This is a genomic window from Streptomyces sp. FXJ1.172, from assembly GCF_001636945.3.
In the GTDB taxonomy this organism is placed as follows: Bacteria; Actinomycetota; Actinomycetes; order Streptomycetales; family Streptomycetaceae; genus Streptomyces.
On the sequence record NZ_CP119133.2, the window covers coordinates 6,020,194 to 6,036,361 of the forward strand.

A 16,168-nucleotide genomic window follows, 5' to 3' on the forward strand; every position below is an offset into this window, starting at 1 on the left:
AAGGTCCGATGAACGACATCCGAGAACGGTCCCTGAGCTGGGGCCAGGCACTCGTGCTGAGTGCCGCCGCGGTGCCCATGGTCGCGTTCGGCGGTCTGGGTGCGTGGGGCACCTACAGCAACATCACCTCCGTGTTCCATCGGTCGGCTACCGCGCTGGGGGTGGTCGCCGCGGGTGAGGGCGCGACGCTGGTTCTGGCGCTGACCCTGGTGGGGCTGACCATGCTGGGCCAGTCCTCCCCGGCCGCCGTGCGGGTCGGTCTGTGGACGCTGCCGGCGGTGGCCTCCCTGACCGGCGCAGCGGTCGCGCCGACGGGGACGGAGTCGGTGGTGTTCGCGTTCACCCCGATGGCCATGTGCGTGGCCGCGGAGGGCATGGGCCTGCTGGCCCGCCGGATCGTGGTCTACCGCACCGGCGTGGACGCCGACGCGCAGCGCCGCAACGCGGCCGTCATGCAGCGCCTCGCCTACCACCGGGCCCGCGCCGCGAACCACCCAGAAGAGGGCGCGCGCAAGGACTCGGAGCTGAAGTCGTGGAAGCTCGCGAAGAAGGTCGGCACCGGTGACGCCCTGCTTGGGGCGCACCTGGTCGGCGTCCAGCGCGAGCGGATGACGGCCGGCGCCGATTCCGCACTGGCGGGCATGTTCGCCCTGCCCGTCACGGCCCCCGCCCCCGGCGTGACGCTCGCCCCCGAGTCACCCGCCGTCGAGGGCGCGAACGAGGAGAGCGTCACGCCCCCCGTGACGGAGGAAGACACGCAGGTCACGGCCGAAGTCGAGACCGTACCGCCGGAGCCCGTCACGCCCGTGACGGCCCCCGTCACACCCCCCGTGACGCTGGAGGAGATCGCGGCGGTGGCCGGGGTTCCCACCCCGCAGGCCGGCGAGCCGCTGACCGATGCACAGTTGGTCGTCGTCCTGCGGCACCTGCGCTACTCCGACGACCCGCCGCTGTCCTACCGCCAGGCCGTCACCGCGTTCCGCGAGGGCGGGTTCGTCGGCGGGGAACAGCGCGTGCGCAAGGCGTGGGGCTCGCTGATGTCCCACGAGGAATCGGAAGCCTGACCGTCGTCCGGCACCACCAATGAGGACCAGCCCAGTGGAAGTGGGCTGGCCCTCGTTGCGACTGCCGGAAGCAGTCGACCGCACCAGTGAAGCAGACCCGGTGAGCCCCGGCGAGCGGCACCCTCGCAGACCCGGCGAGCAGACCCGGTGAGCCCGCCCCGGCACCCGCACAGACGGGGGTCGGGGCATCGCGCACCGCCCAACCGCCCCTCCAACCAAGGAGTTCGCTGTGTCCAGCCGTACCCGCACCCGCAGCGTGAAGACGGCCGCGGGTGTCCACACCATCCACATCCCGCGCCAGCGCGGGCGTCGGCGCGCTCAGCCGTTCGTGGTCGTCGTCCCGGAGCGCCCCTCCCTGACCCGCGAAGCCGTCGGGTTCCTGGGACGGATGCTGTGGCGCTTCCGTGGCGCGCTCGCCCCCACTTTCCTGGCCGTGTCGGCGTGGCCGCTGACCGCGATCCTGCACGCGCTCGCCTGGTGGTCCGGCCTGCTGATCGCACCCCTGGCCGTCGCTCCGGTGCTGTGGCTCGGCTTCGTCCAGATCCGCCGACCGGCACGCACGGCCGCGGTCGTCTGGCGGGCCGGTCTGTCCCTGCTCGCCACGGCCGGGTTCGCCTGGCTGGCGCTGGCGGCCGGGTTCGGGCCGCTCGCGGGCCCGCTGCCCCTGATCTGGCTCCTGGCCTGGCTGGTCGCTCAGACCGCATGGCTCATCGTCCGCCGCTCCCACTGACCCGAAGGAAACCCGACTCATGGCAGACAACGGATCCGCCAACCGGGCCGCGAACCGGCGCTACCGGGAGACTCAGCACGCAGGCCGGCCGCTCATCGACGGAGCCAACGGCTCCTACGCCAAGGGCGCGGTGAACAGCAAGAACTTCGGCGCATCGTTCGCGCCCGGGTTCACCCTCAACATCAACGCAGGCAACAAGACCACCAACGGCACAGGCGGCACCGGCGCTCGCGGCGGTGGCTCACGCGCTGAATCCCTGCTGCCGGCCCCGGAATTCGGTTCCCCGGCGCAGGTGCGGCAGTACTGCAACACCCTGCGCGCGGCGGCCGTGACGCTGTCCATCGAGGTGGCCATGGGTGCCGAGATCATGAAGGGCGTGCTGGCCGCGGTCCCGGACCCGGAGGGGCGCCCGTTCGGCTCCCGGGCCCGCGCCGCGAAGGTGGCCCGCAAGTTGCAGAAGTCCGCCGACGCCCTGCGGGACGCCGCGAAGAACGCCGCGGCCTGCTACTCGACCTTCCAGCAGCAGTACGAGGAAGAGATCAACCGCGTCCGTCACCGTGCCCGCAGGCCGCAGCAGCCGGTCATGAACTGGGCTCAGCAGTAAGGAGGTTCGTTCGATGGCTGAGCGCGACGCACAGCATCAGCTTGCGGAGCTGCTGGAACTTCAGCTCCGGGGCGGCTCGGACGCCGGCGGAGTGGGCAAGTACCTGCTGCACCGGGCCAAGCCGCACATCCCGCCGTGGCTCGGGTGGGCCGGTACCGGCCTGGCCGGGGTGCTCGGTCACCTGCGGTGGGCCGACAGCGCACCGGCGGCCGTGGGCCTCACGCTGGGCTCGGTGGTGCTGACCGGCGCCACCTGGTTGATCGGCAAGAACACCAGTCAGCAGCGGCGCCTGCACTCAGCCATCACCGTGGCCGCGGGCTCCGCCTGGCTGACCGCGGCATGCCTCGCGGGCCCGACCGCGAGCCCGGTCGGGGACCTGTACCTGATGGGCGGGCCCGCCCTGGCTCTGTCCTGGAACGTGCGGCTGGTCCTGCGGCACAACCCGGACGCGTCCGGCGAAGGCTCGGACAAGGGGCTGTTGGAGAAGGTGGGTCTGGCCAGGGCGCAGATCGGCAACGCGAAGGTGGAGCCGAACCGCGTCACGGCGCCGGTCGCGCTGGAAGCCGGCGTGCAGACCAATGACGACATGACGAAGGCGCTGGGCAACATCGCCTCCGCCCTGGACCTGCCGACGTCGGCCGTGCGCTACACCCCGGATCCGGGTTCCGCCCGGCGTGGGGAACTGGTCATCGTGCCGGAAGACATGCTGGCCGAAGTCGTCGAGTGGGAAGGGCCGTCGAACCTGGGCGGTTCGATCGCTGAGCCGCTGGTCATCGGCCGGTACGACGACGGCGCCCTGCTGGTGATCTGGCTTCCGGGCGACCCGGAGGCGGGCCGCAACTCCACCCACGTCCTGGTGGCAGGCGGGACCGGGTCCGGCAAGGGCGACACGGCCCTGAACCTGCTGACAGAGATTCTGTCTCGCCGGGACGTGATCGTGTGGTTCTCCGACCCGAAGGCGTTCCAGGACTTCGCGGCCCTGCGCCCCGGGCTGGACTGGGGCGTTGAGGGTGGCACCCCGACCGAAGTCATGGTTGCGGCCGTCGAGGCCGCGATTCCGGCGCGTACGCGCTGGCTGGGTGCCCACGGCTACCGGCAGTGGGTACCGGAGGCGGCGCAGGCGCAGAACAGCCCGGAGCACACCTGCCGCCCGGACGGGCGGCCGTGCGGCTGTGAGGGGATGCCGTTCCTGGTGGCCTGGTTCGAGGAGGCCGCCAACACCCTGCGCGCGCTGGGCGACGACGCGTTCACCGGCATCGCGCAGGAAGCCCGCTCCGCCGGTATCTCGCTGATCGTGTCGCTTCAGCGGCCGTCGTACGACCAGATGTCCACCAGCACCCGCGCCTCTCTGCCGTCGGTGATCGCGCTGGGCTGCGATGCGCGCGACGAGGGGTTCTCGCTGCCGGACGAAGTCCTGGCCGCCGGCGCCCACCCCGGGGCGTGGGGCAACCGGCGTCCGGGCTACTGCTACGTCGTCTCGCCCGGCATCCCGGAGGACCGCTATCCCTCCCCGGGCCGTACCCGGCGCTTCACGCACCGGGCCGTGCCGGTGATGGAACTGCTCGCCACCTGGGCACAGCGCAACGGCGCACACGCCGACCCCGTCACCGCGGGCGCCGCCTCCAGCGTCGCCGGACGCGCCTACACCGGCCGGGCCGCGTCCGGCACCGAGCAGTCGACCGGCCTGCGGGCTGTCGAGCAGGAGGAGGACGACATGGAGCAGGGCGGCTTGCTGGTCGACCCGGAGGACCGGGACATCGACCCGGAGGCGGACCTCCCCGCGTCGGAGGAGGGCGACGATGCCCCGATCTTCGGGCAGGAGCCGGGGCGCAAGCCGTCGCCGGAGGAAGCGCGTCGGCTGTTCGCGGACGCGCTGGCGGAGTTCGAGAGTGAGGGCCGAATGATCGTGGGCCCGAAGGACTTCACGGACTGGTGCGACGCCCACAACCTGTCCCGCTCGTGGGTGTCCCTGCGGTTGAAGGAGGCGGCGCAGGAGGGCCGGTTGGAGGCGACGAACACCACCGGTCGGTGGCGCATCGTCCCCGCCCTCACGGCCGCCTGACACCCGTAACGCGTTACGCCCGCCTAACACCCAAAACCCTAGGCAGGCACGCGTGTTACCCGCCCTAACAGCGGCCGGTCACGCCGCCTAACACCTGCTCGTAACACCCTCCCGCGGGCCCGCGCACACCCCCGTGCGCGGGCCCGCGGCCGTACCGAAGGGAACTGCCGTGACCCACCCCGAGCGGCCCACGGCCGTCGAAGTCCACCACCCCCAGCCGATCACCGTGCACCCGCCCACCGGGCACTTGGTGCCGATGCAGCCGGGCCCGCCGCCGGCCGTGCAGAGCATCGTGCTGCCCGACGGCCGCGTTGTCACCGGCTACACCCTCACCTCCGCCCCGGTCCCGGCGGCTGTCGAGGCGCGGCCGGCCGTCTCCCGCACCGCGGTGAACATCGCGCTCGGGGGCATCGGGTTCGGCGCGGTGTGCGGCGGGCTGTTCCTGCTCACCTCGTTCATCGCCGCCCTGACCGCGTTCATCACCCAGCTCATCATCCTGGCCGCCGTCATCTTCGGCGGCTGGATCGCCGTCCAGATCTTCGGCGCCACCAGCCACCACGACCACGGCGGGACCACGGTCAACATCCGCAAGGCCGTCATCAAGCGCAGCCACTTCCACGGCTGAACCCCGAGAGGAGCGCCGTGTTCGAGATTCGCGTCATCTGCGAGCCGGACGACGCCGACCTCGTCAGCCGGGCCCTGGCCGCCGCGTTCGACACCGGCCCGGCACGCCAGTACCCCACCCGCGACGGCAGCCGCATCCGCCTCTACATCACCGCCGACCACCGGCCCGCCACACCCGAAAGCGAGTGATCACATGTCGTTCGGAGAGACCCCGATCACCATCATCGGCAACCTGACCGCCGACCCGGAGCTGAAGTTCACCGCCTCCGGCCAGGCCCTCGCGCGCTTCACGGTCGCCTCCACCCCGCGCACCTTCGACCGCGAGTCGAACCAGTGGAAGGACGGCACGTCCACGTTCTTCCGCTGCGCCGCCTGGCGCACCCTCGCGGAACACGTCGCCGAGTCGCTCGGCAAGGGCTCACGGGTGGTGCTGTCCGGCCGGATCCGTCAGCACGACTGGCAGACCCCGGAGGGCGAGAACCGCTCGATGCTCGCCGTCGAGGTCGACGAGATCGGCGCGTCCCTGCGCTTCACCACCGTCCAGATCAACGGCAAGCGCACCAGCGGCGCCGCCCCGTCCGGCGACCCGTGGAACACCGGGGACAACCGCCCCGAGCCGGGCAACGAACCGCCGTTCTAACCGTGCCCGGGGCGACCGCCTCTCTCGCCAAAGACACGCGGTCGCCCCGGCCAACCAGTCCACAACAGACCTGTTGGAGGCACATCCAGCATGACCCTTCACCCCACCGTGCCGCCGGAGGGCGGCAACATCAGCCTGTGCACCGGGTCCGGCGCGCTGGACCTGGCCGTGGAAGCCGTCACCGGTCTGCCCACGGCCGTGGTCGGCGAGAAGGACCCTGCCGCGTCCCGGCTGCTGGCCGCCCGCCTGCCCGGTGCCCGCAACCTGGGTGACATCACGGCCGTCGACTGGTCGGCCCTGTCCGACTCGCTTCCGCGCCCAGCGGCGCTGACCGCCGGCTTTCCCTGCCAGGACATCTCCAACGCCGGACCTCGGGGAGGGATCGCCGGTGACCGCTCAGGACTGTGGAAAACCATCGCCCGCGCCATTCGCCACCTTCGACCCCGACTCGTCTTCCTGGAAAACGTCGCCGCCATCCGCAGCCGGGGACTCGACGTCGTCGCCGCGGACCTGGCCGCGAGCGGGTATGACGCGCGGTGGATGTGCCTACGAGCTGGAGATCCCGAAGTCGGAGCCTGCCACCGGCGAGACCGCTGGTTCGCCGTCGCGTATCCCGCTGCTGAAGACCCCCACCTCCCAGTTGGGACGCAATGGGGGACCCCAGCACCCGGACAAGCGCAGGGCGGGCGGGCACGGGCCCACGCTGGAGGACGAAGTGGTCTTCTTGCTGCCCCCGACGGACGCCTGACGCTGCTGCCCACCCCGGCCGCCGCCGACGGAACCGGCGGCCCCGGGATCTCCCCGAAGCGTAAGGGCGGCATGAACCTGCGCACCGCCGTCACGCTCCTGCCGACCCCGGCGGCACGCGACTGGAAGTCCGGCGCGTCCAACCTGCTGGGGAGCAATTCCCGCCCGCTGAACGAAGTGGTGGTCAACCTGCTGCCCACCCCGAAGGCATCGGACGGGCCGCACGGCGGACCGAACCAGCGCGACAGCGCCGGGAACTACTACCTCCCCGGACAGGCCGTACGACTGGACGGCCGGTGGGTGGCCACCAACGGCACCGACTACGGGCCCGCCATCCGACGCTGGGAGCAGGTGTTGGGGCGCCTGGCGCCGGACCCGACCGAGGCGGGCACCAAGGGCAACCGCCGTCTGTCCCCGGCGTTCGTGGAGTGGATGATGGGCGCCGATCCCGGCTGGGTGACGGGTGCGGACCTGGGTCTGTCCCGCTCCGACCAGCTCAAAATCCTCGGCAACGGCGTCGTCATCCATCAGGCCGTTCACGCGTACCGCGCGCTGCTCGCCGCTGCCGTCCCCGAATCCGCGGGCCCTGCCCCGTCCCAGCTCGCTCTGGAAATCGCCTAGATACACCCGGGGCGACCGCCTCTCTCGCCAAAGACACGCGGTCGCCCCGGCCAACCAGTCCACAACAGACCTGTTGGAGGCATCCAGCATGACCCATCGCACCACCACACGGCGAGCGCACATGCTCTCCGCCGCTCTGGCCGCCGCCGTGCGCGGCTGGCACGTCCACCCGCTGCGCCCCGGCGGCAAGGCATCCGCCCTGCACGGCGAACACGCCTGCCCCCGCACGGGCGAGTGCGCCGGCGGACATGTGAAGTGGGAACAGCGCGCCACCACCGACCCCGACCGTATCCGCGCCGCATGGTCCGCAGGCGCGTTCAATGTCGGCATCGCCACCGGGCCTTCCGGTCTGGTCGTCGTCGACCTGGACGTACCCAAGGAGAGAAGCGGGAAGGGCAGTTCGGACGCGCCTTGCGGCGCGACGGCCTTTTCGGCGCTCTGCGAGCGCGCCGGAGTGTCCTGGCCGACTACCTACACGGTGCGGACGCCTTCCGGCGGCATGCACCTGTACTTCACCGCGCCGCCCGGCGTGCGCCTGCCCTGCACGGCCAAGACCGTGGCGCCGAACGTCGACACCCGCGCGTGGGGCGGCAACATCGTGGCCGCGGGCAGCGTCACCCCGGCCGGGGCGTACGAGGTCACCGACAACGCGCCCGTGGCGGTGCTGCCCGCATGGCTGCTGCACCGCCTCCAGCCCGCGCCCGCACCGGCCCCGGCGCCCGCCCCGCTGCTGGTCCCGGGCGGGGCGACCCGTCGGGCCACGGTGGCACTGGAACGGGAGGCCGCGCGGGTCAGCAAGGCGCCGGAGGGGCAGCGGCATGACCTCCTGCTCAAGCGCACGATTGCCATCGGACGCTTCGTCGTCTGGGGAGAGATCGCCCGGGACGTGGTCGAGGAGGCATTTGGGGCGGCCGGTGAGGCGGCCGGACTGCCGGCGGCCGAGTGCCGCGCGACGATCCGTGACGCGCTGGCCTACTCCGCCCGCACCTGCCGCGCCCGGGGGACGGCATGAGCCACCACCCGCCCCGCCCGCAGCCCAAATGCCCACCGGACACGGCCGGTCGCCCCGGCTCCGCCACCAGCGCGGTACGCCCGACTCAGGGGTGCGGCCAAGGAAAGGCCGCCCGTCAGGGCGTCCTTTCAGCCCTTCCCGCCGAGCAGCACTCCAGCGGCCCGACCGGCGGTGACGGGCGCTTCTCCGTGGCCTGGCTCCACATCCGCGCGCCGCGCGGCGCCACCCCTACGGCCACCTCGACGTGTCTGTGCGGCCGGGATGTGAGCGCCGTCGGGCAGCGCAGGGTGCTGGCCTTGATCGCCGACCACGAAGCCCACCGAGACCTCTGCCCGCTCCGCACCACCCAGGAAGGGAGGAACGTCGCGTGACCAGCACCGAGACGCCCGCACCGCCCACCGACGGCGCCGCACTGCTCGATGAGGTCGAAGCGTTCCACCGGCGCTTCAACATCTTCCCCCTCGATGCCGCCTACGTCGCCGTCACGCTGTGGGACGCGCACGCCCACCTGCTCGACTGCTTCGACTCCACCCCGCGCATCGCGTTCCTCTCCCCGGAGCCCGGATCGGGGAAGTCGAGGGCGCTTGAGATCGTGGAAACCCTCGTGCCGTACCCGATGGTCGCGGTCAACGCGTCCGCGTCCGCGCTGTTTCGCGCGGTCTCCGGGATGGAGGGACGGCCCACGATCCTGTTCGACGAGATCGACACCGTCTTCGGGCCCAAGGCCGGGGAGAACGAACAGCTCCGGGGGTTCCTGAACGCCGGGCACCGCCGCTCCGGCGTCATGTGGCGGTGCGTGGGCGACGGCGCCAACCAGCAGGTACAGGAGTTCCCGTCGTTCTGCGCGGTCGCGGTCGCCGGACTCGGCTCGCTGCCGGACACGATCCTGACCCGCTCCGTCATCGTCCGCATGCGGCGCCGCGCGCCGAACGAGCAGGTGGAGCCGTTCCGCCAGCGCATCCACGAGAAGGAGGGCCACGCGCTGCGTGACCGACTCGCCAACTGGGCACAGTCCGTGCGCCACCTGGTCGACGGGGTGTTCCCGAAACTCCCGGAGGGCATCAGCGACCGGCCCGCGGACGTGTGGGAACCCCTGCTGGCCGTCGCGGAGGCGGCCGGCGGTGCCTGGCCGGAGCGGGCCCGCGCCGCCTGCGTCGAGCTGGTGAACGCGGCCAAGACCAGCGACAAGGGCAGCATCGGCATCCGCCTGTTGACCGACCTGCGCGACTACGTGTTCAACGGCATCGACCGCCTGCCCACCGTCGCCATCCTGGACCGGCTCCACAGCCTTGAAGAGGCGCCGTGGGCGGACATGAGCGGCAAGCCCCTGGACGCCCGCGGGCTCTCACGGATGCTGCGCGAGTACGTCACCGCGGACAACACCCCGATCGCGGCCCGCAACATCAAGACCGGCGGAAGCGTCATGAAGGGCTACTACGCGAGCGACCTTCACGACGCGTGGCAGCGCTACTGCCCGCCCCCCGCTGAAAGTGCGCTACTTCCGCTACCTCCGCTACCGGGCAGGTCAGAGCCCTGAAATCGGTAGCGGATGCGTGCTCCGCATCCGCTACCGCCGCGCCTCATCCGCTACCCGCCCCGCGGCCACCGTCCCGGGGCCGGTAGCGGATCCATCCGCTACCGCTGCCCCTATCCGCTACCTCGATCATTCCCCTGACCAGGGAGGTAGCGGAGGTAGCGGAAGTAGCGGATCTGTCGGGGGGAGCCGGAACCCGGTTCTCCCCGCTCTGTGGCCCACATGGGACAGCGTGACGCCCCCTGCGGGGTGGCGCGGCTGTCCGGACCCATGAGAGGAGCACGCGGTGACGACGGCCGCGTACCAGCCCCGAGACGACAAGCTCACGCTCGCGGAGATCTGCAAGGACCTGAAGATCTCGCGCTCCACCTTCTACGACTGGCGCGCGAAGGGGCGCGCCCCTCGCTGCATCAAGCTGCCCAACGGTGACATCCGGGTCCGACGCAGCGACTACGAACACTGGTTGGACGACCGGGAGGACGCCGCCTGATGGACGGCATGACGTACAGCGTCAAGATCTGGAAGTCGGCGGTCTACAAGGGCAAGCGCAAGACGACCCACACCGTCCGATGGGAGTTGGACGGCAAGGAGTGGCGAGCGCCGTTCGACACGAAGGCACTGGCGGACGCCTTCCGCTCCGAGTTGGTCAGCGCGACGCGCCGTGGCGAGGCATTCAGCCTCGCCACGGGGCGCCCCATCTCGCATCAGTCCGGGGCGAGCGCGGTGAACTGGTATGACTTCGCCGTCCAGTTCGCGGACGCTCAATGGCACCGGACCGGCGGGAACAACCGCAAGAACACGTCCAAGGCGCTCATGGCTACCACCGTTGCTCTGCTGCGCACCCAGCCGACCACGTTCCGGCCGGTCGACGTGCGCACGGCGCTGCGGGAGTTCGCGTTCAACACGCGGCGCAGGGAGGACGCTCCACTCGAGATGGCCGCCATCTTGAAGTGGGTGGAGCGCAACACCCTGACCATGGCTGCATGGGAGGACCCCGCCAAGGTTGACGAAGTGCTCCGGGCCGTTGACTCGAAGTTGGACGGCACGCGCGCCGCGGCAAGCTCCGTCAAGCGCAACCGACGGATCCTGAACGTGGCCATGGAGTACGCGGTCAAGCACCGGATCCTGCGGGCGAATCCTCTACCGAAGGGGAGAGGGGCGGCGCCCAAGACGTCGTCCGCGGTCGACAAGAGGTCTCTGCTCAACCCGGAGCAGGCGGCGCGCCTGCTGGGGTGGGTCCGTCGGCGTTCGCGTGGTGGCAAGCGGCTGCACGCCTTCTTCGCCACGATGTACTACGCCGGGCCCCGCCCGGAGGAGGTTGTGGCGATGGGCGTTGCGGACGTCCGCCTGCCTGCCGAGAACGCCGAAGACCAGTGGTGCGAGTTGCTGTTCCACACGGCTCAGCCGGAGGTCGGGAAGAACTGGACGGATGACGGCGGGATCCACGAAGAGCGCGGGCTGAAGGGACGCGCTTCGGACGACACGCGCGTCGTACCGGGACACCCGTCGCTGACGCGGATCCTGCGCGAGCACATCAAGGCAGAGAGCCTGAAGCCGGGAGATCTCCTGTTCCAGGGCGAGAAGGGCGGCATGCTCGCGGGCTCGGTCATCCGCCGAGCGTGGCGCACCGCTCGCGCGGAAGTGCTCTCTCCGGAGGAATTCGCCTCGCCGCTTGGCAAGAGGGTGTACGACCTCCGGCACACCTGCCTGACCAACTGGCTCAACGACGGCATCCCGCCGGCGCAGGTGGCCGAGTGGGCGGGCAACAGCGTCCCCGTGCTGCTGGCCATCTACGCCCGGTGCATCTCGGGGCAGCTCCGGGACCTCAAACAGCGGATCTTGGCTCGCGGGGATCTTCCCAACCTGCCTGACACCGCCTGACGGCGCCCGGAGAACTTCTCCGCGTATTCACCGCAGCCACCCGCAGAAACCCGGTGACAGCCGGACAGCGCCGGACCCTCCCCACGATCACTGGGGGACGGTCCGGCGCTCTCCTGCGTGTGGCTGCACCTGCCCTGACCAGCAAAAAGCCCTCCCGGAGGGAGGGCTGAGGCTGTGCGCCCCCGGCAGGACTCGAACCTGCGGCCAAGCGCTTAGAAGGCGCCTGCTCTATCCACTGAGCTACGGGGGCCTGGTGGCGGGACCAAGGATAAAGCTCTCTGTTCCTCGACCCTGTCGCTTCGCCTCCGTGGCTCGATGTGGAGGTTCGGTGAAGCGGTCCTGATAATCGCAGGCAGGTACGAATCGTGCATCGCTTTTGGCGTCCGACGCACCGGGTGTTGTGCACTCGTTATGCCTGGACTGTGCGTGTGCCCCAGTCATCCCTTCTGCCCTTTCTGTGCTGTCGGCACGCAGACATGTCTATATGCTTCAGAATTCCCCTAAAATTGGGCATTCTTCGCATGTGGTGACCTTGGACGTACGGCCTCAGCTGCTCGACACACTCTCCGCGCTGCGCGACCGTGTCGCCGCCGCACGCTTTCCGCTCCCCCTGGACGGAGCCCCACGCGCGCGTGCCAACCGCGACGAACTCCTCGCGCAGCTCGACGACTATCTGGTACCCCGCCTGCGGGACCCCGAGGCGCCGCTGCTGGCGGTCGTCGGCGGTTCCACCGGCGCGGGCAAGTCGACGCTCGTCAATTCCCTGGTCGGCCGCCCGGTGAGCGAGGCGGGCGTGCTGCGGCCGACGACCCGGACACCGGTCCTTGTCTGCCATCCGGAGGATCATCACTGGTTCAGCGACCTGCGCGTGCTGCCCGACCTCACCCGCGTGTGGTCGCCCCAGCGGGACACCGCCGACGACCTCCTGATGCCCGGCGGCGCGCACCCCGCGCGCGTACTGCGCGTCGAGAGCGCCGAGACCCTCCCGCCCGGACTCGCCCTCCTCGACGCACCCGACGTCGACTCCCTGATCGCCGACAACCGCGCCCTCGCCGCCGAGCTGGTCTGCGCCGCCGACATCTGGATCATGGTCACCACCGCAGCCCGGTACGCCGACGCCGTCCCCTGGCACCTGCTGCGCACCGCCAAGGAGTACGACGCCACGCTCGTGACCGTCCTGGACCGGGTGCCCCACCAGGTCGTCTCCGAGGTCTCCCGGCAGTACGGCGCCCTGCTCACCAAGGCAGGACTGGGCGACGTACCCCGTTTCACCGTGCCCGAGCTGCCCGAGTCGGCCTGGGGCGCCGGCCTGTTGCCCGCCTCCGCCGTCGCCCCGCTGAAGGACTGGCTCGTCCAGCACGTCCAGGATCCCGCCGCCCGCCAGCACGTCATGGCCCGTACCGCCCACGGCCTGCTCGACTCGCTCAAGTCCCGCATGTCGGAGCTGGCCGGCGCGGCAGCCGCCCAGTACGCCGCCGCGCTCCGGCTCACCACCGCCGTGGAGACCGCCTACGACAGCGAGCACGCGCGCGTGCGTGGCCGGCTGCAGTCCGGCGCCGTACTCGCCGGGGACGCCCTCAAGCGCTGGCGGGCCTTCCCGCTGGACTGCACCGCCGGGGAACTCCTCGACGCGCTCGTGGAGAGCCTGGTCGCCCTCCTGCTGTGCGCCGTCACCGCCGCCGACGAGCGTGTCGACGAGGCCTGGCGGCAGGAGCCCGCCGGCGCCGACCCCGCCCTCGCCGCCGGCGAGTCCTCCATGGAGAGCGCCGAGCACCGCATCGGTCTCGCCGTACGGCGCTGGCGGCGCGAACTGGAGGAGTACGCCGAGGAGGAGTCGCGCGACCTGGAGCGCTCCTCCGCCCCCGACCCGGAGGGCATCGCCGCCCTGGTCGCCACCGCGCTGCTGGGCGGGCGCCGGGCGCGCAGCGCGGGCGAGGGGCTCGCCGAGCGGCTCGGCGCCCATGGCGCGCTGCGGCTGCGCGACCGGGCCGGACGGCTGCTGGGCGAGCGCGTGGACCGCGTCATGCACCGCGAACGCGAGCGGCGCCTCGCCCCGCTCGACGCCCTGGACGTCCATCCCGAGCCCCAGGCCGAACTCATCGCCGCGCTGTCGCTACTGCAGAAGGAGAGGTGACCGGTGACCGCCGTCACTGATCAGGAGCACACGGATCACATCGACCACATGGGACGCGTGGGGCGCATGGAGCACGACAGCAACGACCGCGCGGAGCAGGGCGGCGCTACGACGGCCGGCCGCACCCCTACGACCGGCACCGGCACCGGGACCGGCACCGAGATCCGAGCCGACCGCGCCGAGTGCACGGGCTCTCGGACCGGGACCGGAGCCGAGAACACCGGAGCCGAGAACGAGGACGAGGACGCGTTGAGCGAGCTGTACGCGCGCGTGCATGAACGCATGCACAAACCCGTGCACAAGCCCGTGCACAAGCCCGTGCACAAGCCCGTGCACGAACCCGTGCACGAAGGGGACAGCGCCCGCCGTGGCGCCGCTGGCCAGGCCGCCGCCTACGAAGGCAACATCTACGAAGGCAACGCGTACGAATTCGACGCGTTCGAAGCGGATGCCCCAGGGGCGGCGAGCGCGGAAGGCGCAGGCCGGGTAGACCGCGACGCCATCCACCCGTTCCCGCCCCAGTGCCCGGACCTGAGAAGAAGTCCGGATCCGAGAAGGAGTGCGGATCCGGGGAGGAGTCCGGTCACGGCCGCCGCGCCGCCTCGGCCCGTTCCGTCCCCGCACCCCCGCAGCCCGGCCGCCCTCACCTTCCGTGAGTCCGGCGCGGACGCCGCCCCGGAGCCGGCGGAGTCGGACGAAGGCTGGGACGACGGGCTGATCGCCCGGCGGGTCACCGAGGCCACCGCCGCCGCCCTCGCCGCCGAACGGGCCTCCGCCCTGGAGACCACCGGCCGCGGCCTCGGCAGCCAGACCCCGGCCCCGCTGGCGTACGACGGCCGGCTGCGCTCGCGTCTGGACGCGCTGCGCGAGCTGGTCGGGCTCTCCCGCACCCGGCTGGACGGCGACACCCTCGCCGAGGCGGGCCGGGTCCTGGACGAGGCGGCCTCCCGCCGCAAGCTGTCCGGCCGGCACACCGTCGTCGCCATCGCGGGCGCGACCGGCAGCGGCAAGTCGCAGCTGTTCAACGCCCTTGCCGGAGTGGCCATTTCGGAGACCGGGGTACGGCGCCCGACCACGGCCGCGCCCATCGCGTGCAGCTGGAGCGACGGCGCCGCGAGCCTCATCGACCGGCTGGGCATCCCGGGCCGGCTGCGCCGCCGTCCCCTGCAGAGCGCGGATGCCGAGGCGCAACTGCGCGGGCTGGTCCTGGTCGACCTGCCCGACCACGACTCCGCCGCCCTGGAGCACCGCAAGCAGGTCGACCGCATCCTGAAGCTGGTCGACGCGGTGATCTGGGTGGTCGACCCGGAGAAGTACGCCGACGCCGTGCTGCACGAGCGCTACCTGCGGCCCATGGCCGGCCACGCGGAGGTCATGTTCGTCGTCCTCAACCAGGTCGACCGGTTGCCCGGGGACGCCGCCGACCAGGTCCTGGACGACCTGCGGCGGCTGCTGGACGAGGACGGCGTCGCGCTCGGCGAGCACGGCGAACCCGGTGCCACCGTGCTCGCCCTGTCCGCGCTCACCGGTCAGGGCGTCGGCGAACTGCGCGAGAGCCTCGGCGAGTTCGTGGCCGAGCGCGGCGCGGCGGCCCGCCGGGTCGCGGCCGACGTGGACGCCGCCGCGGCCGGGCTGCGACCCGTCTACGCCACCGGGCGGCGGCCCGCCCTCAGCGAGGAGGCGCGCGAGGAGTTCGCCGCGCGGCTCGCGGACGCGGTGGGCGCCACCGCGGCGGGTGATGCCGCCGAGCGCGCCTGGCTGCGCAACGCGGGCCGCGCCTGCGGCACGCCCTGGCTGCGGCTGTGGCGCTGGTACCAGCACCGCGGCGAGTCCCCCACCGGCCGCCACCTCGTGCGGGCCCAGCCCGACGAGGAGGCCACGGCCCGCCAGCGCGTGGAACAGGCGGTCCGTACGGTGTCCGACCAGGCCTCGTCCGGGCTGCCCGCGCCCTGGGCACAGGCGGTGCGCGAGGCGGCCGTACGCGGGTCCCAGGGCCTGTCCGAGGCGCTGGACGAGCTGGCGGAACGGGCCGGCCTGCCGCCGGGGCGTCCGCCGCGCCCGGGGTGGTGGCCGGCGGCGGTGCTGGTCCAGGCGGCGATGACCCTGCTGCAGGTCGTCGGCGGCCTGTGGCTGGTGGGCCAGATCGCCGGTGTCATGGCGCCCAACCTGGGGGTTCCGGTGCTGCTGATGGTGTGCGGGATCGTCGGGGGGCCGCTGGTGGAGTGGGGCTGCCGGATGGCGGCCAGAGGCCCGGCCCGGCGCTACGGCCAGGACGCGGAACGGCGGCTGCGCGAGGCAGCCGCGAGCTGCGGCCGGGCCCGGGTGCTCGATCCGGTGGCGGCGGAGCTGCTGCGGTACCGGGAGGTGCGGGAGCAGTACGGGAGGGTGGTCCGGGGCGGGACCGGGACCGGGGCGGGGACGGGGGTGAGATGACCCGGATGAGGTGACGGGGATGAGGTGACGGGGGCCGGGGTCCCCGGGGATGGTCTTGACGTGAGGCGAACCGGGTTTCTCC

At 72.1% G+C, this 16,168-nt stretch carries 14 protein-coding genes and 1 tRNA gene; 14 read left to right on the forward strand and 1 reads right to left on the reverse strand.

Annotated elements, in window-relative coordinates; translation table 11 throughout:
* The first annotated feature begins 8 nt into the window (after window positions 1-8).
* The 12 genes from A6P39_RS26980 to A6P39_RS27035 all read left to right on the forward strand — a co-directional run bounded on the left by A6P39_RS26980 (window position 9) and on the right by A6P39_RS27035 (window position 11,519).
* Window positions 9-1,064, forward strand: coding sequence for a hypothetical protein (locus tag A6P39_RS26980; RefSeq protein ID WP_067039431.1), 1,056 nt, complete (start codon window positions 9-11; stop codon window positions 1,062-1,064).
* A gap of 229 nt (window positions 1,065-1,293) precedes the next feature.
* Window positions 1,294-1,794 (forward strand): hypothetical protein, encoded by a 501-nt coding sequence (locus tag A6P39_RS26985; RefSeq protein WP_067039432.1) that lies wholly within the window; start codon window positions 1,294-1,296, stop codon window positions 1,792-1,794.
* A gap of 19 nt (window positions 1,795-1,813) precedes the next feature.
* Window positions 1,814-2,398: a plasmid transfer protein TraA gene (traA, locus tag A6P39_RS26990; RefSeq protein ID WP_079133123.1), complete on the forward strand. Its 585-nt coding sequence runs from the start codon at window positions 1,814-1,816 to the stop codon at window positions 2,396-2,398.
* Between the two features lie 13 nt (window positions 2,399-2,411).
* Window positions 2,412-4,460: a plasmid transfer protein TraB gene (gene traB / locus A6P39_RS26995; RefSeq protein WP_199840670.1), complete on the forward strand. Its 2,049-nt coding sequence runs from the start codon at window positions 2,412-2,414 to the stop codon at window positions 4,458-4,460.
* 169 nt (window positions 4,461-4,629) lie between these two features.
* Window positions 4,630-5,085 carry a hypothetical protein gene (locus A6P39_RS27000; protein WP_067039433.1) on the forward strand — a complete coding sequence of 152 codons (456 nt, stop codon included), beginning with the start codon at window positions 4,630-4,632 and terminating at the stop codon, window positions 5,083-5,085.
* Window positions 5,086-5,102: 17 nt separating this feature from the next.
* The gene (locus A6P39_RS27005) at window positions 5,103-5,273 is read left to right on the forward strand and encodes a hypothetical protein (RefSeq protein ID WP_199840671.1); all 171 of its coding nucleotides are present in this window, start codon (window positions 5,103-5,105) and stop codon (window positions 5,271-5,273) included.
* Between the two features lie 4 nt (window positions 5,274-5,277).
* Complete coding sequence (ssb, locus tag A6P39_RS27010; protein WP_067039434.1) at window positions 5,278-5,724, forward strand: single-stranded DNA-binding protein; 447 nt, start codon at window positions 5,278-5,280, stop codon at window positions 5,722-5,724.
* Between the two features lie 90 nt (window positions 5,725-5,814).
* Window positions 5,815-7,092, forward strand: a complete 1,278-nt coding sequence (locus A6P39_RS27015; protein WP_067039435.1) for a DNA cytosine methyltransferase — start codon at window positions 5,815-5,817, stop codon at window positions 7,090-7,092.
* An 88-nt stretch (window positions 7,093-7,180) separates the two neighbouring features.
* Window positions 7,181-8,104: a bifunctional DNA primase/polymerase gene (locus tag A6P39_RS27020; RefSeq protein WP_067039436.1), complete on the forward strand. Its 924-nt coding sequence runs from the start codon at window positions 7,181-7,183 to the stop codon at window positions 8,102-8,104.
* A gap of 367 nt (window positions 8,105-8,471) precedes the next feature.
* Window positions 8,472-9,641 (forward strand): DUF3631 domain-containing protein, encoded by a 1,170-nt coding sequence (locus A6P39_RS27025; RefSeq protein WP_067039438.1) that lies wholly within the window; start codon window positions 8,472-8,474, stop codon window positions 9,639-9,641.
* Between the two features lie 283 nt (window positions 9,642-9,924).
* Window positions 9,925-10,128, forward strand: coding sequence for a helix-turn-helix transcriptional regulator (locus A6P39_RS27030; protein ID WP_067039439.1), 204 nt, complete (start codon window positions 9,925-9,927; stop codon window positions 10,126-10,128).
* Window positions 10,128-11,519, forward strand: a complete 1,392-nt coding sequence (locus A6P39_RS27035) for a tyrosine-type recombinase/integrase (RefSeq protein WP_067039440.1) — start codon at window positions 10,128-10,130, stop codon at window positions 11,517-11,519. The genes A6P39_RS27030 and A6P39_RS27035 overlap by 1 nt, the downstream gene beginning before the upstream one ends.
* A gap of 177 nt (window positions 11,520-11,696) precedes the next feature.
* Here A6P39_RS27035 and A6P39_RS27040 read toward each other — a convergent pair.
* A tRNA-Arg gene (locus A6P39_RS27040) sits at window positions 11,697-11,769 on the reverse strand.
* A gap of 273 nt (window positions 11,770-12,042) precedes the next feature.
* Here A6P39_RS27040 and A6P39_RS27045 point away from each other — a divergent pair.
* Both A6P39_RS27045 and A6P39_RS27050 read left to right on the forward strand, forming a co-directional pair.
* Window positions 12,043-13,653 carry a dynamin family protein gene (locus tag A6P39_RS27045; RefSeq protein WP_067039441.1) on the forward strand — a complete coding sequence of 537 codons (1,611 nt, stop codon included), beginning with the start codon at window positions 12,043-12,045 and terminating at the stop codon, window positions 13,651-13,653.
* A 3-nt stretch (window positions 13,654-13,656) separates the two neighbouring features.
* Window positions 13,657-16,086: a YfjP family GTPase gene (locus A6P39_RS27050; protein WP_067039442.1), complete on the forward strand. Its 2,430-nt coding sequence runs from the start codon at window positions 13,657-13,659 to the stop codon at window positions 16,084-16,086.
* Window positions 16,087-16,168 lie beyond the last annotated feature (82 nt).